Source organism: Lachnoclostridium sp. An138, from assembly GCF_002160765.1.
In the GTDB taxonomy this organism is placed as follows: Bacteria; Bacillota; Clostridia; order Lachnospirales; family Lachnospiraceae; genus Laedolimicola; species Laedolimicola faecalis.
Window position 1 is genome coordinate 84,906 of record NZ_NFLF01000005.1, and the last position, 15,912, is coordinate 100,817.

General features: G+C 53.6%; 15 protein-coding genes. 2 read left to right on the forward strand and 13 right to left on the reverse strand.

Going from position 1 to position 15,912, the window contains the following annotated elements; all coding sequences use genetic code 11:
* Window positions 1-255 precede the first annotated feature (255 nt).
* Together B5E82_RS05930 and B5E82_RS05935 are read left to right on the forward strand one after the other, a co-directional pair.
* Window positions 256-960, forward strand: coding sequence for a YesL family protein (locus B5E82_RS05930; protein WP_162610723.1), 705 nt, complete (start codon window positions 256-258; stop codon window positions 958-960).
* Between the two features lie 212 nt (window positions 961-1,172).
* Window positions 1,173-2,357, forward strand: coding sequence for an acetate/propionate family kinase (locus B5E82_RS05935; RefSeq protein WP_162610724.1), 1,185 nt, complete (start codon window positions 1,173-1,175; stop codon window positions 2,355-2,357).
* Between the two features lie 80 nt (window positions 2,358-2,437).
* Here B5E82_RS05935 and B5E82_RS05940 read toward each other — a convergent pair whose 3' ends face one another.
* From B5E82_RS05940 to B5E82_RS06005, 13 genes are all read right to left on the reverse strand, one after another.
* Window positions 2,438-3,034: a cytidylate kinase-like family protein gene (locus tag B5E82_RS05940; RefSeq protein WP_087306653.1), complete on the reverse strand. Its 597-nt coding sequence runs from the start codon at window positions 3,032-3,034 to the stop codon at window positions 2,438-2,440.
* Window positions 3,035-3,063: 29 nt separating this feature from the next.
* On the reverse strand, window positions 3,064-3,825 hold the full coding sequence (locus tag B5E82_RS05945) for an amino acid ABC transporter permease (protein ID WP_087306654.1): 762 nt from the start codon (window positions 3,823-3,825) through the stop codon (window positions 3,064-3,066).
* Between the two features lie 3 nt (window positions 3,826-3,828).
* Window positions 3,829-4,572 (reverse strand): amino acid ABC transporter permease, encoded by a 744-nt coding sequence (locus B5E82_RS05950; protein ID WP_087306655.1) that lies wholly within the window; start codon window positions 4,570-4,572, stop codon window positions 3,829-3,831.
* Between the two features lie 194 nt (window positions 4,573-4,766).
* Complete coding sequence (locus B5E82_RS05955; RefSeq protein ID WP_087306656.1) at window positions 4,767-5,699, reverse strand: transporter substrate-binding domain-containing protein; 933 nt, start codon at window positions 5,697-5,699, stop codon at window positions 4,767-4,769.
* 81 nt (window positions 5,700-5,780) lie between these two features.
* Complete coding sequence (locus B5E82_RS05960; protein WP_087306657.1) at window positions 5,781-6,503, reverse strand: amino acid ABC transporter ATP-binding protein; 723 nt, start codon at window positions 6,501-6,503, stop codon at window positions 5,781-5,783.
* A gap of 204 nt (window positions 6,504-6,707) precedes the next feature.
* Entirely contained in the window at window positions 6,708-8,768 is a 2,061-nt protein-coding gene (locus B5E82_RS05965) for a GH25 family lysozyme (protein WP_087306658.1), read from the reverse strand.
* A 245-nt stretch (window positions 8,769-9,013) separates the two neighbouring features.
* Window positions 9,014-9,910, reverse strand: coding sequence for a DUF6612 family protein (locus B5E82_RS05970; RefSeq protein ID WP_087306659.1), 897 nt, complete (start codon window positions 9,908-9,910; stop codon window positions 9,014-9,016).
* Window positions 9,911-10,084: 174 nt separating this feature from the next.
* Window positions 10,085-11,182, reverse strand: coding sequence for an ABC transporter ATP-binding protein (locus B5E82_RS05980; protein WP_164488684.1), 1,098 nt, complete (start codon window positions 11,180-11,182; stop codon window positions 10,085-10,087).
* Between the two features lie 6 nt (window positions 11,183-11,188).
* Window positions 11,189-12,199 carry a FecCD family ABC transporter permease gene (locus B5E82_RS05985; protein ID WP_087306661.1) on the reverse strand — a complete coding sequence of 337 codons (1,011 nt, stop codon included), beginning with the start codon at window positions 12,197-12,199 and terminating at the stop codon, window positions 11,189-11,191.
* A 3-nt stretch (window positions 12,200-12,202) separates the two neighbouring features.
* Window positions 12,203-13,348, reverse strand: a complete 1,146-nt coding sequence (locus B5E82_RS05990; protein ID WP_087306662.1) for an ABC transporter substrate-binding protein — start codon at window positions 13,346-13,348, stop codon at window positions 12,203-12,205.
* On the reverse strand, window positions 13,349-13,807 hold the full coding sequence (locus tag B5E82_RS05995; RefSeq protein ID WP_242966253.1) for a hypothetical protein: 459 nt from the start codon (window positions 13,805-13,807) through the stop codon (window positions 13,349-13,351).
* Window positions 13,808-13,913: 106 nt separating this feature from the next.
* The gene (locus tag B5E82_RS06000) at window positions 13,914-14,489 is read right to left on the reverse strand and encodes a hypothetical protein (RefSeq protein ID WP_087306664.1); all 576 of its coding nucleotides are present in this window, start codon (window positions 14,487-14,489) and stop codon (window positions 13,914-13,916) included.
* A gap of 13 nt (window positions 14,490-14,502) precedes the next feature.
* Complete coding sequence (locus B5E82_RS06005) at window positions 14,503-15,753, reverse strand: sirohydrochlorin cobaltochelatase (protein ID WP_087306665.1); 1,251 nt, start codon at window positions 15,751-15,753, stop codon at window positions 14,503-14,505.
* Between the last annotated feature and the right edge of the window lie 159 nt (window positions 15,754-15,912).

Sequence of the window (15,912 nt, forward strand, 5' to 3'; positions counted from 1 at the left end):
ATGTATTAATCATAGTACTTTTTTCCAAAAAAAGCAAGCTTTATTTTTAATTTCCTGACAATTTCGTCATAATCGCAAAATTTTTCACCTATATTTTGTGCACTTTTACTTCTACTGTCGAAGTCATTTTATTTTCTACTTGCAGGCCCTTTAAATTTTCTATATATTTGGATTATATAGTTCCGGCACACCAGAGCATGACACAGGCCCTGACAGACCGGCGCTTTCGAAGCAAGACACAAAGGAGGAATTTTCTTGGCTGACGAACAGCGTACTCCGGGAGCGTTCACACGCTTCTTCTCCATCTTAAATGAAAATCTCTGGGAGCTGGTTCAGCTCAATTTCATATTTCTGCTGACCTGTATTCCCATTATTACCACAGGGCCCGCTCTTGCCGCCCTTACCGCCTGCCTGTCCGACATGGTACGCAAACGCAGAAGGGACGAACCGGTTCTGCCGCGGTATTTCGCGGCTTTCCGTTCCTGTTTTCTGCCAGCTCTGCCCTGGGGGCTGACGCTGCTGGCCGGAACAGCCATCCTTGTACTGGCGCTCTCCTGGTACGGAACTCTGGCTATGACAGACTGGTTTTACGTGCCCTTTATGGCGCTTTCTCTGCTGGGCCTTATCTTTTTCCTGGGAATCGCTTTCCATCTCTTTCTTCTGCTTCCGGAAAGAGTTCAGATGCGTACCCGCCAGAACGAGGACAGCAAAGAGGACAGCGTGGAAATTTCCCGGGAAGGAAATCAGCCCGGTACGGAGACGCCGCTGCTCCGGGCGGCGGCCCTTCATGCCCTGGCACGGATGAAGCAGACCCTGGCCGGCCTTCTGATCGCGTTTATTCTGCTGGCTCTTCAGTTTCTTCTTCTCCCTGCCACAGTTCCCCTGATCCTGACTCTGGGTCTCTCCGTGCCTGGTCTAATCATGGCCCAGGCCTGCACAGAGCAGACGGAAGATTTTTAAAATCCGGCAGCCCTGCGCGGTTCCGTCTCTCCGCGGTCCGGTCAGCGCAGCTTGAGCGAGGTCTTCCCTGCTTGATATTGTGCAGGACCCGGTATTCTGATATACTGATATGGAATCATATGGTGCCGCACGACATCTGCCGGAGGGGCCCTGCCCGAAAGTATGGCCCGATGCTGCCGGCGCCTCATCTGAGAATGTATTGGAGGTTTTACATGAAATTATTAGTGTGCAACGCAGGGAGCACTTCCCTGAAATTCAAGCTGTTCGATATGCCCGCAGAGACCGTCCTTGCGGAAGGCAAGGTAGAGCGCGTGGGCACAGACAGAGCCATCTACCATTTTTCAAAGCCTGACGGCTTCCGTATTTTCAAGGAAAATCTCTCTATCCCTACCTATACGGAAGGCATTCAGCTTTTTCTGGACGATATTCTGGACGCAGAACACGGCGTGCTGGGAAGCCTGGCCGAGCTGGAGCGGGTAGGCTTCAAGACCGTTCTTTCCAAGGGCCACTACGGCATCCATGAACTGACTCCCGATGTGCTCCAGGGCATGGAAGATTACATGGTGGTGGCTCCCGCCCACAATAAACCTTATCTGGAGGCCATCCGCCAGTTTCAGAAGCTGACGCCTGACGCCATGCTGGTAGGCGCCTTTGAGACTGCCTTCCACCAGACAATTCCGATGGAGCGCAAAATCTACGGCATTCCCTATGAATGGTATGAGAAATACGGGATCGAGCGTCTGGGCTACCACGGGGCTTCCCACAGCTATGTGGCGGAGACGCTGGCCGAAATGTACGGCAGCACCGGAAAAGCCATCTCCTGCCATCTGGGCGGAAGCGGCTCTCTGTGCGCCATTGACGACGGAAAGAGCGTGGATACCAGCTTCGGAATTTCCCTTCAGGTGGGAATCATTCAGTCCAACCGCTGCGGCGATATCGACCCCTTTATCGTTCCCTTCCTTCAGAAAGAAGGCATGAGTCTGGATGAAGTGCTGGAAGGGCTGACAAAGCACGGCGGTCTCCTGGGTATTTCCGGCGTCAGCAACGATCTGCGGGATGTGGAAAAAGCCGCGGTCGCGGGAAATCAGCGGGCACAGCTCGCCATCGACGTATTCTGCAACGGCATCGTCCGCTATATCGGTTCCTACTACGCGGAGCTTGGCGGCCTTGATCACCTGGTATTTACCGCAGGCATCGGGGAGCACGGCGCGAACATCCGGGAAAAGGTCTGCGGGCAGCTTAGCCATATGGGAATCCTGCTGGACCCGGAAAAGAACCGGAACTGTACCGGAAGCAATACCATCATCTCCCGGGACGGCTCTCCTGTAAAGATTCATGTGATCCCGGCAAATGAAGAGCTGGGCGTAGCCAGAAAGACTTACGCATATCAGAGATAAAAAAGAGGTCCTGCCAGAAAGCAGCATTCCGATCATGCTTTGTCTGCATACTGCTTTCCGACAGGGCCTTTTACTCTGTCTTAATCCAAAAACATTGCTCTCGCAAGATGCGCCAGCAGCTGCGCCGTTCCCTCCACGCCAAACCGGCTGCTGTCAATCATCAGATCCCGGTCGGTAAAGGCGTCCCGGAATTCGGGACAGTAGCGTCTGTGGTACAGCTCCCGGGAACGATCCACCTCCCGGATCATTTTCTTCGCCGTGGCTTCATCCATTCCAAGCTTCTCCGTACAGTTTTTAAACCGGGCGCTGTAGGGCGCGTAAATATAGACGCTCAGGCGGTTTCCCTTATCCGCCAGGATGCTTTCTGCGCACCGGCCTACAATAATACAGGAACCTTTTTCCGCCAGATCCCGGATGATATTTTTCTGGACCAGAAAAACCTCGTCCTTAAAGCTCGTTATCCCCATTCCAAGCGGATACATCCGTCTGAAATAGATGGATTTTGAATTTTCTTCCGTATCACTGATCACGGACACCGGCATTCCCAGCCGTTTTGCCGTCTCCTCCACAATATCCCGGTCATAAAAATCAATCTGAAGTTCCCGGGAAAGGGCCTGGGCGATGGAGCGTCCCATACTGCCAAACTGCCGGGAAATGGTAATCACATAAGGCTTCATCTTTATCCCTCCTGATTCTGCGCATGGTTTCACGTTCCCGCAGGCAGCGCTTTCAGCTTATGCTTCTGGATATACCGCACAAGACAGGACAGCGCGAAATTGATCACAAAATAGATGAGGCTGGCAAAACCGTACAGCACAAATACATCCGACACGTTTGTCGTTCCCGTCCCGTTGTACCGGCCGGCCGCGCTCATAATCTGGCCAATTCTGGCCATCAGCTCGATCACCGCCACATTTGCCAGATAGGAAGAATCCTTGATGGTGGTAATGACCTGGCTCAGAAGGGTGGGAATAATATTCCGGTAGGCCTGAGGCAGTACAATGTAAAGCATGATCTGCACAGTACCGAACCCCTGGGAATGTCCCGCCTCAAACTGCCCGTGAGCCACTGAGTTCAGCCCTCCCCGCACAATTTCGGCAATCACGGACGAGGTAAACAGCACCAGCGCCACCACCGCCTTGTACAGGAGAGTCGTTTCAACAGAGGACAGGCCGAACATGGAATGAGACAGGAGTTCCGGCACCGGACAGAATACAATGCAGATAAAAATCCACAGCAGCAGCGGTGTATTCCGGAAGATCTCAATGTAGGCAGCCGCTATCCATTTGAAAATCCGGTTTGTCCCCTTATTGCAGTAATTGCGCACCAGGGCAAGCACGGAGCCGATGAGCAGTCCCAGTATTACGGCAGTCACGGCAATCACCAGCGTAAATGCCACTCCCCGGAAAATATAGGTCAGAATTGCCTGATTTGTCAGCATCGACAGGCTCGCTTCCAAAGTATCCATACGTTATTGCACCATCCCTTCTTCCGCTCCGGCCGCAGCGCCGGCCACAGCGGCTTTATTTGCCTGGGCGTCCCTCTTTTTCAGGGAAATCTCCCATACGCTGGCAAGTGTGGACAGCGGAAAACACACGATGAAAAACAGGATTCCGCTGACGATATAGGCCGGAGCGTAGGCGCCGCCCGTATTGGCTCCCGTCACAAAGCTGTAGGTGACGGAAATCAGATCCGCTCCTCCCACGATATACAGGCAGGAAGTATTCTTAATCAGATTCACCACCTGGTTTACCATGGGAGGAAGAATGATCTTAATGCTCTGGGGCAGGATGATGTAATACATCCTCCCTATATAGCCGAAGCCCTGCGACTGGGCTGCCTCTGTCTGCCCCTTCGGGACTGCCTGAATGCCTGCCCGGATGACCTCAGACATGTAGGCCCCGTGGTATACGCCCAGCGCAATCATTCCTGTCCTCAGAATTCCGATACTGTTTCCGGAAAACGCAAGGGCATAATACAGAAAACACATCTGAAGCAGCAGAGGCGTGTTCTGAATAAATTCCACATAGATTCTCGCTGCGGCCCGCAGCGCTTTTTTCCCTCCGGCTGACATGAGCCCGAACAGAATTCCAAGCATAAGAGAGAGAAGCAGCGCAAAAACGGCAAGCTGCACCGTGTTGCCAAGACCGTGCAGAAAAGTGCTCCGATAGCGCCACACCGTCTCCCATGCGTCTGCTGAAAACAATCCTCCCATAACAATTCCTCCCTGCTGTTTATTTCCCTCTTATCAAAAAACAGGAATTTTCCTGTTTCCTGCTCTTTGATAAAAAGCGTCCCAAAAGACAGGAGAGCATCCCGGGCCTGAGGCGCCGGGACACCCGCCATCTTATACGGCCTTGCCGGAATTGGCGGTAAGGTCCGCATGACCTGCCGTTTACCTTCCTTCCCTTACAGTCCGTATTCCTCAATCAGGCCGTCGATCGTTCCGTCTGCCAGCCAGCCGGTAATCAGCTCATCGCATACGCTGGAGAAGCCGGAGCCCTTCTTTGTCGTTACGCCGTACTCCTGGGGGGAGAAGGAATCTTCGATATAGGAGCGTCCCTCCGTCCTGTAAGCATTCAGGATAGATCTGTCTACGCAGAAAGCGTCCACCTCGCCGGCGCTCAGGGCTGTGGAGATAGCCGGATAATCGCTGTACTGACGGAAGCTGACGCCCTCCGTCCAGGTGGAGGCGTCAAAGGTCTCAGAATCAAAATTATCGCCGCTTATCAGTCCCTGCTCGATCATGGCCTGCACCAGAGCCAGCGCGGAAGTAGAACTGGAGGACACTCCCACCGTGGCGCCGGCCAGTCCGCTTAAATCAGTGATTCCACTGGAATCCTCCACCAGAACCGTAACCGCGTCAGTGTAATAGGGCGTTGAGAAATCCCAGCTTTCCTTTCTCTCGTCTGTAATCGTAAAAGTAGCCAGCACGCAGTCCAGATCGCCGGAATCCAGAAGCTCTCCTCTGGTAGCCGCCGTAACAGTCGTATATTCCACATCCACGCCCAGCGCGTCTGCGATCATCTGAGCCAGATCAATTTCCATTCCGCTGTAATCACCGGTCAGCGGGTCCTGATATCCGAAGCCGATGACATCGCTCTTTACTCCCACCCGCAGCACGCCTCTGTCGATAATCGCCTGTACATCCTCAGGCCATTCCGTATCGGCTGCCGCAGTCTCTTCTGCTTCTGTGTCCGCTTCCGCGCTTTCTTCTGTACTCTCCTCTGCTGTGGTTTCCTCCGCGGTATCTGCCGCAGTATCGCTGCCGGATGAACCGCAGCCTGCCAGCATGGACAATACCATGACTCCCGCAAGCAGAATTGCCAATTTCTTTTTCATAACGTTTCCTCCTTCTTATCTGGAATTTATCTCAAAATGCCCGCCTTCCGGCAGGAACATTCAAAGATCTCCCCGGTATTTCTACCGGATAATCTTTCCCAGGAACTGCTTTACACGTTCGTTTTCAGGATTCTGAAAGAAGTGTTCCGGCGTCCCCTCCTCAATGATCTGGCCGTCTGACATAAATACCACCCGGTCGGCCACCTGCCGGGCGAAGCCCATCTCGTGGGTGACCACCACCATCGTAATATTTTCCTTTGCCAGCTTAATCATCACATCCAGAACCTCCTGTATGGTCTCTGGGTCCAGGGCCGAGGTCGGCTCGTCAAACAGTATGATTTTTGTCTGCGCGCAGAGCGCTCTGGCTATGGCAATTCTCTGCTGCTGTCCGCCCGACAGAGTAGATGGATAGGCATGAGCCTTATCTCTCAGGCCAACCACATCAAGGTAATGGAAAGCGGTATCCTCTGCTTCCTTTCTGCTCTTATGGTGCAGCTTCATGGGCGCCAGCGTCAGGTTCCGGAGTACTGTCATATGCGGATACAGGTTAAACTGCTGGAACACCATAGAGGTCGTCTCCCTCACCAGATGCGTCCTGTTTTTATGAGTCAGTTCTTTGCCGTCTATATATACATGGCCGCTGGTAGGCTCCTCCAGAAAATTCATGCAGCGCACTGTGGTGGATTTTCCTGAGCCGGAGGGGCCGATGATAACCAGCTTCTCCCCCTCCTTCACCTCCAGATTCACATCCTTCAGCACATGCAGATCTCCAAAATATTTATTCACATTCTCCAGCTTAATCATAAACAGCCGCTCCTCCCGATCAGAAAAGGCGCCTCACCCGAAAGGTGAAACGCCTTTGTTCCAAAAAATATGTTTTCAGTATAGCGATATTTTCCAGTTTGTCAATCCGTTTTATTTTTTTCCTTAAAATTTTCGTCAGTTCCGGGGCTTCACGAAAAAAACAGGCGCCGCTCCCGCGGCGCCTGTCCCTCCTCGGAACAGTCCTTAAATGGAACTGATATTCATATCTACATTTCCGCTTACGCCATCCACAGAACCCTTGGAAGTATTCTGCCAGATGTCGTAACGGCCCGTGTATCCGCAGGTCGCGGCATAATGTGCCACCCAGATACGGTAACTGCTCGGGAACTGGGATACGCTCAGATGCTCTGAGAACCAGTTCTTGCTTGCGTATACCATGGGCTTGTAGCCTGCGTTGGCTACTGTGTTGCAGAACGCGATGGTGATCTTCGTTCTCTCGGACTTGGACAGTCCGTCCGCGCGTCCGGCTCCTCCGGCCGCATACTCGCTGTCGATGGCAATCGGCATGTTGATGCCGTACTGATTTGCCAGCTTCACTGCCATACTTGCTTCTTCCACAGCCTCTGCCTCGGAAATCGCCTGGCTGAAGAAGTAGATGCCCACGCGCAGTCCGGCCGCTTTCGCGCCTGTGATATGAGACGCGAACATCGGGTCCTGAACCAGCACGCCGGAACCATAGCCCCGGTATCCGCAGCGGATGATAACAAAATTGATTCCCGCGTTCTTTACCTTCTGCCAGTTGATATTTCTCTGGTACTTGGACACATCTATACCGATGGTGCCGGAACGCACGCCCTCGTCGCTGAAGTTGTACTGAATTCCCTGGATAACCTGGGAACCGGTCACCTTATTGCCGTCTTTGTCAAAGTAGTAGGTGGCGCCGTCGATGGTCTGCCAGCCGGTATACTTGTATCCTGTCACCTCGTAGGTAATATCATAGACAGGCTCACTGCTTGTATCGTATACAGGAGCGCTGGTTGTATCATATACAATCACTTCAGAGGAAGCCGCTTTCAGCACTCTCATGCCGACTGTGAGCACGTCAGCAGAAGAAGTTCCTTCCAGATTCTGCTCAGCCGGAGCGGAGCCCTGATTTTCTGTTCCTCCGGTTGTCGTTCCGTCTCCTGTATTTCCACCGGTCTCGCCCGTTCCGGTATCAGCGCCGTCTCCGCTGCTGCCGCTGTTCTCTCCGCCTTCTCCATCCGGAGTAGAGGGCTGGGAAAGCTGCGTCTTGCAGCGGTCACAGATACCGTCTGCCGGGTTCGTATCCACATGTCCCAGCGCCGGAATCTCTCCGGTAGAACCTACCGCGTTGTCTGCGGCACACCGCATCTCATATGTACCCGGTTCCGTACAGGTCGCTTCTTTTGTCACAACCTGCTGGTCATACACATGCGTATGAGCAGGCGTCAGATCCGCGCCGCAGCGGTCACACTTGTTGTCGCCGTTGCCGTCTTTATGATAAGCCGACGGCTCTGAAATGATCTTCGCATACATATCATTGCCGAAATCATCCTTCTGCAGCTTGGAGTACACCAGCTGTCCCCAGGCGTCTTTCTTCTGGGTCTTGACCTCTTCCTTCACCTCTGTCTTGGAAGACTCCACATACTCTACGGTATCCGTCAGCACCTGCGCCGTTCCCGCGTCCGCGTTCCCGTTTGTATTGGAATCCTCTTTGGCTACGTTGATCTCGCTCTCGCTCTTGATCTCATCCGTAATATCCACGACCTTGTAGTCGATATTCGCCTTTACCTCTGTGGTAATATCCGCCGGAGCCGCATAACTGCCGGAAGCCTTCATGGAAATAGTGCACTTTCCGGGCGTCATGGATTTGATGTAGATAATTCCGTCCTTGTCGCTGTCCGTATAGCTGCTTGTCTTCTTTGCGGAATCCGTCACGGACACTTCAAAGGCTGTGCCGGTGATGACCTTTCCGTTTCTCTCGTTTACGATCTTTACCTTCAGATCCTTATCTACGGAAGTAGCCTTCAGAACCACGGGAACTTCCTTTTCATCTACCACAGCCACCTGGGTATTGTCCCCGTCCAGCCGGGTCAGCTCCGCCACATAGGATTTATTCATGGCAAGTCCAATCGCGCTTGCCTCCGCTGCCGTCTCGTCCGCCCGGAGATCCGTCACTGCCGGAATCATATCTTCCGTAATCTGGCCGGAAGCACAGCCGCCGAGCATCGACACTATCAGAAGTCCTGAGAGCAGCATTGCCCCCACTCTTTTTCCATTCATATTTTCACTCCTCTTCCTGCATTGCACTCTGCCTTATTTTTTATCCACATTTCATGGTGATTTCTCAGTCATTTTCCACAGTAGTATATCATTCTTTTCCTTTGTTTTCAACCTTTTCAGGGAAAAATGTTGACATAACACCGATGTAAATGTTTCCAGAAACGGCAAAAGAAAGCGGAATCCGAAGTTTCCGCTTTCCATCGCTGTTTTTCTTACCTCAGCGCCGGTGCACCTGAGAACAAGATCTAGTAGATTTCCTCGGCTCCATAGGCAGGAGCCACCTGAAATTCTTCCGAGTTCAGGTCGATGGCGCCGGACGCCTCCTCCGGGAGTACAATCTCATCTACTGTGTCATATTCCTCAATTTTCAGTTCATAGGAAAGAGAATCCAGCGTTGTCTCGACGCCCTCCATTTCCATCGTGAAAACTTCCCCGTCTCCGCTGCTCTTCATACTCACGGAAGCCGGAAGGCGGCTGTCCGTATAGAGCCGGAGCGCCACATCCATCTGCAGCCCCGACAGATCCAGTCCCAGATCATCCAGTCCGGCCGCTCCCGTACTTCCCATAATCTCGTTGAACTGTTCCATATCAATATCCTCCGCAGAAACGGTTCCCGTAATGACATAAACCTCTTTTCCGTTCTCCTCCTCTGTCTCGTCCAGAAGCGTAAGTGCGGCATTTTCTCCGAACAGGGTATCCAGATTCAGAACCATACCGGTGTCCGAAGCTGTATCCGGCATCGCTGCCGACTGCTTCATCCACTGATCCCCCATACAGACGTAGCTGACGGCCTGATCCTCCTCCATCATCACATACATCTCTGTCTCTACACTGAGTCCGAGCATTCCCATATCCATCACCATATTGCAGTGCATGGCTGACGGCTCTGCCGTGGATTCAAAATCCATATTTGCGCTTACATCCATATCCATGGAAATTCCGGACTGGCTGACTCCCATCGTCATATCCATGTCATAGACGCCTTTCATGGATTTGACTTCGGCCATTTTCTCCGCCGCTTCCTGCATCAACCCTTCCGCCGTCACCTTTTCTCCGCAGCCCGAAAGGGTCGCCGCCGCCAGTAACACAACCGCTGCCGACAGCATTCTGCCTGCAGGTTTCTTCCTCTGTACACTTTTCATTTTTCTTCCCCCAATCTCATAAATAAAGATGCTTTATTATAGCATACTTTTCTGTAATTAAACAGAATATTCCTTGATTTTTCTGTTTTTTCTGTCTTTTTTATGAGAAGAGGATTTTCATTCCCGGGGAAAAATCTGATTTTTATTCTGCCCTCCCGATACCGCCTCTTTTGTTCAGAGCTTTCCCTGCTCCTGCCCATAACGAGCCAGAACCCGCAGTCCCTCCGCCAGGCTGCCTTCCATCTCCAGGCCGGGCGCGCAGATCACCTGTCTGCATCCGTCTATCAGCTTCTTTGCCTGGCTGATTTTTTCCTCCGAAAAGGACTGATAGGGCTTCTCAGATACCAGCTCTGCAGCCAGGGCCCTGGCCGCCGGATAGTCCAGATCGTTTTCCCACAGGACCCCGGCGGCAAAGGGGACGCCCTCTCTCTGGAGCCTGCGGAAGATGGGCGTTCCCGCGCCGCAGCCGGCGATGACGAAGACCTCCGGTTCTCCCGGCGTTTTCTCCAGCTCCAGGCTGCCGGTAAGCTCATCGTAAGCCCCTGCGGTCATCCCGTAGAGCTCCCGGACATATCCCTTGGAAAAGATTTCCTCCGGCGTGCCGAAGCGGTCGATGCAGTCGCCGCGCACACAGGCAATCCGATCCGAGATCCGCTCCGCCAGATCAAGCTCATGGAGGGAGAGAATCACCGTCAGCTTTCTCTCCCGGGACATTTTCTGAATGACGGAGAGAAATTCCAGCTTGTAACGGATATCCAGAAAAGAGGTGGGCTCGTCCAGCACCAGCACCTCCGGCTCCTGGCAGAGGGCGCGGGCCAGCATCACTCTCTGCTTCTGTCCGTCGCTCGTCTTCCGGAAATCCTGGTCCTTCAGTTCCCGGATGTGCACCAGATCCATGGACTCCTCTATGATTCGTTTGTCCTCTTCGCTGAGAATGCCGAAACGTCCGGTATAGGGATACCGCCCGGCGGCCACCACATCCTCGCAGGTCATCAGCTCCGGCTTCACCCGTTCCGTGAGAACCACCGACAGCCTGCGGGCCAGCTCATTTCCGGTAAAGGAGCCCATATCGGCGCCATCCAGATACACCGCGCCGCCAAGCAGGGAGAGCTGTCGGATGATGCTTTTTAAAATCGTGGTTTTTCCCGCGCCGTTCGGCCCGATCAGGGTCAGAATCTCCCCGCGCCGGACCTTCAGTTCAATGTTCCGGATCAGGGGCGTCCCATGATACCCCACGGTCATTCCCTTCGTGTAAAAGTAGAATTCGTCCACAGCCCCTCACGCTCCTTCCTTTTTGCTCCGCAGCAGAATCACGATCACCACAGGAGCGCCAAACACTGCCGTCACCGTGCTGATACTCAGCTCTGTGGGAGAGAACAACGTGCGGGCCAGCAGATCGCAGAACAGGCAGAACACAGCCCCTCCCAGAAAGCAGGCCGGAACCATCAGGATCGGCCTGGCTGTATGAAAAAGGCTTTTCACAATCTGGGGAACTGCGGTTCCCACAAAGGAGACCGGGCCTGCAAACGCGGTCACGCAGGCGGAAAGCAGGCTGGAAAGCAACACCAGAAGCGCCCGGAACAGCCGGATATTCAGTCCCATATTCTGCGCATAGGCCTCTCCCAGCTGGTAAGCGCTGATCGGTTTGGACAGCAGAAACACAAAGGCAGACGTCAGAAATATTACCACCGTCATAACCGCCACGTTGTCCCAGCTGATGCCGGAAAAGCTTCCCTGAGACCAGTTATGAAGGTTTACGATATCAGAATCATCTGCAAAGGTCACCACAAAATCCGTGACAGCCGTACAGATATAGCCTATCATAACGCCGCTTACAATCAGCGTGGACATGTGGTTCAGCACCCTCGACATCAAGAGCACGAAGCTCATGGATATCATCGCTCCCACAAAAGCGGCCAGAATCAGCACCAGCGAGCTGACCCGAAGGGCTTTTTCCAGAAAAAAGACCATCACAAGGGCTACCGTCAGCTTGGCCCCCGAAGAAATTCCCAGGGTGAAGGGGCCCGCAATCGGATTGTGGAAAAAGGTCTGCAGAAGATAGCCTGAGAGAGCCAGAGCTCCTCCCAGAATGGCGGCGGCCAGAGCGCGGGGAAGGCGGATCTGCAGCACGATATCCGCCGACACATCTGCTCCCCGTTCTCCTCCCAGTATCCGCAGAACCTCCGCAAACGGGATATTGACGCTGCCGATACACACGTTTGCAGCCATCAGAAGAAGCATGGCCGCCGCCAGGCAAAGAAATATCAGGACATACCGTTTTTGCTTCATGTTCTAATCCAGCCTGTACAGGTAGGTCAGGCCGTCCTCCTCTCCGTTCAGCATTCCGTGAATATCCGCAATCATGGTTCCAAGCTCCATGGACGACTGATACAGATCTCTCGTCGTACAGTACACATTTCCCTCCCGGACCGCCTTAAAATTCTCCAGAAGCTCGCTTTTTCCAAACAGCTCCTCCACAGAAGAGAGCTCCCCGTCAATGGTGCTGTTGTAAATGAGATAATCGGCTTCCCTGGCCGCCGCATAAAATTCCTCCATCTGCAGACTGACTGTGGAGGAAGCCGTGTCATCCTCCGCCCCCAGATCCGAAAAGACGTAATGTCCTCCTGCAAGCTCAATCATTTTCGGCAGATAGTCAGAAGCCTTGCGCACATTGACTTCGCCGCTGCTGGTGATATAGAAAAAGGCCACGGTCTTTCCGGTGTCTTCCGCATCCCCGATGGACGCAAAGGCTTCCTGCTGCCCGGCGAAAGCCTCTGCCGCCTCTTCCTCACGGTCCGCCAGAAGGCCGTACAGCTTCACCCATTCCGTTCTTCCAAGAGGCTCTGTCTCATAGCTGGAATAATCCACCATCACAGGAATCCCGAACTTTTCCAGCTGCTCCTTGACCTCGGGCGTGTGATATACCATCGTATTTTCAATGGCCAGATCGCAGCCCTCTGCCAGAATCTGTTCATAATCCGGAGCGGAATAATTTCCCGCATAAAGGATATCCCCTGTCTCCACCGCCTCCCTGGCCTCTTCCAGATACCAGCTCGCTGCCTTTGTCCCCGTAAACCGTATCACATCCAGAGAATCCATGGAAATAAACATATCCATCACCGCGGAAGCCACCAGATAGATCCGATCCAGCGGCTGGTATAGCACCGTAATATCCTCTGCCAGATCTCCGGGACTTTCCTTCCCTTCCGGAACCACAAGATACCGTTCGCTGCCATTGACTGTGACCAGAGAGAAGCCTCCCGTATAGTAATCAACCGAAAACTTTTCTGCATAAAGCAGTTCCATGCTGTCTTCATATTCCAGCTCTGCGCTGATGTCCGTATTCCGCTCCTCGTCTGCCCCGCCTTCTCCAGGGCTGCAGGCCGCCGTAAGGAGCAGCAGCAGACTTAAGAGCAGAACCATCCCTCTTTTCCTCATTCAGCTTTCCTTCTTCCTCTTCTTTACAAGACATACTGCTGCGGCTGCAGCAAGAATCAGCGCCGCCGCCCAGACAACTCCGCCCGGAAGGCCTGTCCCCCCTGCGGAAGAGATCGACTCTGACGAAAAGGTCAGAGTATATTCCACCTCATGAGGCCTGCTCATGGCCGTAGTCTCTGCGAGAATTTCAACGGGCTCGTCAAAGACGGTAACCGGGATCTCAAATACGGAATTTCCTTCCTCATTGACCGGAAGATACATCTCCTCCTCCACCTTCATATAGTCGTAATGGGAACTGCTCCACTCAATCCGCGCATACGCCTCTCCGTCCTCTATGAGCAGCTCCGCCGGAGAAGTGATCTGCGCTCTTCCGGAGCCGCCTTCCAGCGTTACCTCCACCGTATATTCCCCATCCTCCGGCAGGATGACGTTTTCCTTTTTGCTTTCCATCGTTTCCATAATCTGTCTCTCCATCCTTTGCGGCTCCCTATGCGGAAGCTTTACAAAAGCCGGAAGCCGCCGCGGACCTCAGGTCCGCGGCAGCCCCTCCTGCAGCCTTCCGCCGTTACTGCGCTGCCTGCTCTTCACCGGCAGGCTCCGGGTTCGACACAGAAACCTTATGATCGTACCAGGTTCCCTTCGTTCCCACCAGCGCCAGGTCAAACTCCTCATCCAGCGCAGGCACCGGAACGTCAAATCCATATACTTCTTCTGTGATTCCATCGCTGTAGGTGACGCTGTCCGTCGTGGGCTCCAGCAGAACCGCGTCTTCCTTCTGCGCGTCCTCCGCCAGGCCCGGGTACAGATTCACAATATTCTTTGATGCCAGAGAGATGTGGATCGCCATCTTTCCGTCTTCCACCGTCAGAGTGCCTTTTCCGTCGCAGGCCTCGCTCACGTGGAACATGCCGCTGTCCGTGTCAAAATCAGCCGTATATACGCCGTCCTCCAGAGGTGCCGGGTTTTCCGCCTCTTCCGCTGTCTCAGCCTCTGCTGCTGTTTCTGTCTCTTCTGCTGTGCCAGCTTCTTCCTGTGTCTCTGTCTCACTGCCTGCGGGGGCTGAACCGCCAGAACCGCAGCCTGCCAGCAGGGCGCAGCCGAGCATGGCCGCACACAGGATTGTCAACATTTTTTTCTTCATTTTTCCTGCTTCCTTACTCGCTCATTACTGCCGCCGTATGGGCCACATAGAGATCCTGGATGGCCTCAATCCGTCCCAGTCCTTCAATCTGCGCGTCTACACTTTCAAAATTTCCGGAAGCGTTGAACATGCTCAGCCAGGAATCGGCGTCCTCCCCTGCCATATCGTTGTTCGCATGATCACCTGCCACTACCATCAGCGGGCGGAGAACCACTTTCGTATATCCGGCCTCGGCCACTGCGCTGATAATGGATTCGCAGTCTGTTCCCTCCGGCTCTCCCTCAACAGTTCCGATAAACACATTGTCATATCCAAGCTCTGTCATCTGTGTCTGCATCTGGCTGTAGGATACGTTCGCTGTGTGGGAGGTTCCATGTCCCAGAAATACAAAGGCGGTTCCGTCTTCTGCCGCTGCCTCCGCGCTGTCATATCCTGCTCCTGCCACGGCCTCTGCTGTCAGAGCCTCTGCCACAGCCTGCTTGTCCTCATTGATCACAGTCGCGTCAGAACCAACCTCACCCAGAAGGGGTTCAGCCACTGCCACGGATGCAAACTGATCCTGATAAGCTTCCACAGCTTCCACCAGCTCATCATATTCTGCGCCGTGCATCAGATGGGTGGGCTGTATAATCAGATTCTGCACGCCGTTTGCCACCGCGCGCTCCAGCGCCTGTTCCATATTGTCAATGGCTTCTCCGTCCCGGGCCTGCACATGGTTAATGATAATCTGAGCTGTGAAAGCCCTTCTCACAGACCAGTCCGGATAAGCCTCCTGCAGCGCATCCTCAATCGCCTTGATGTCTTCCACGCGGCTGTCGTTGAAGGATGTGCCGAAGCTTACGACCAAAAGCTCATTCTCGCCGATTTCATCCTGATTGCGGGGATCGTCCAGCGATGCGTCGCCGGTATCCCTGCCGAAATAATCCGGATCTGCATTCTCACCTGCCACCAGCTCTTTCTGCGCATCCGTCAGAGCGTCCCAGGCTTCCTTTGCCGCAGCGCACTGTGCGTCCGTCTCATCCGTCCTCTGCTGGACGTAGATCGCGTCAATCAGCGCCGCCACATTGTCTGCCGCTTCCTGATCCGAAACCGCTTCCGTCTCGTCCGCTGAATCTGCCTCTTCTGTCTCTTCTGCCGCGTCCGCTGTCTCTTCCATCGTCTCAGCCGCGGTATCCGCAGTATCTGCGGCACTTGAACCACAGCCTGTCAGCAGCGTGCATGTAACCGCCGCCGTACACAATAAAGCTACGATTTTTTTCTTCATTCCTTTTTTCCTCCCTGGAAATTTATCTTGCGGACTGTCCGATATCTCCGGCATCTGCTCTCAAACGGGCAAAAAAATACCCTTTCAATACCAGATACCGGTATAAAAAGGGACGAAAAACAAAAATCCAACGCATAAAGCAGTTGGATTGCAGGAAAC

Coding starts and splice junctions, on each gene's coding strand:
- B5E82_RS05965 (WP_087306658.1), bottom strand. CDS start 8,768: ATGAATGGAAAAAGAGTGGGGGCAATGCTGCTCTCAGGACTTCTGATA.
- B5E82_RS05950 (WP_087306655.1), bottom strand. CDS start 4,572: ATGGGAGGATTGTTTTCAGCAGACGCATGGGAGACGGTGTGGCGCTAT.
- B5E82_RS05970 (WP_087306659.1), bottom strand. CDS start 9,910: ATGAAAAGTGTACAGAGGAAGAAACCTGCAGGCAGAATGCTGTCGGCA.
- B5E82_RS05955 (WP_087306656.1), bottom strand. CDS start 5,699: ATGAAAAAGAAATTGGCAATTCTGCTTGCGGGAGTCATGGTATTGTCC.
- B5E82_RS05945 (WP_087306654.1), bottom strand. CDS start 3,825: ATGGATACTTTGGAAGCGAGCCTGTCGATGCTGACAAATCAGGCAATT.
- B5E82_RS05960 (WP_087306657.1), bottom strand. CDS start 6,503: ATGATTAAGCTGGAGAATGTGAATAAATATTTTGGAGATCTGCATGTG.
- B5E82_RS05940 (WP_087306653.1), bottom strand. CDS start 3,034: ATGAAGCCTTATGTGATTACCATTTCCCGGCAGTTTGGCAGTATGGGA.
- B5E82_RS06000 (WP_087306664.1), bottom strand. CDS start 14,489: ATGAAGAAAAAAATGTTGACAATCCTGTGTGCGGCCATGCTCGGCTGC.
- B5E82_RS06005 (WP_087306665.1), bottom strand. CDS start 15,753: ATGAAGAAAAAAATCGTAGCTTTATTGTGTACGGCGGCGGTTACATGC.
- B5E82_RS05990 (WP_087306662.1), bottom strand. CDS start 13,348: ATGAGGAAAAGAGGGATGGTTCTGCTCTTAAGTCTGCTGCTGCTCCTT.
- B5E82_RS05935 (WP_162610724.1), top strand. CDS start 1,173: ATGAAATTATTAGTGTGCAACGCAGGGAGCACTTCCCTGAAATTCAAG.
- B5E82_RS05995 (WP_242966253.1), bottom strand. CDS start 13,807: ATGGAAACGATGGAAAGCAAAAAGGAAAACGTCATCCTGCCGGAGGAT.
- B5E82_RS05985 (WP_087306661.1), bottom strand. CDS start 12,199: ATGAAGCAAAAACGGTATGTCCTGATATTTCTTTGCCTGGCGGCGGCC.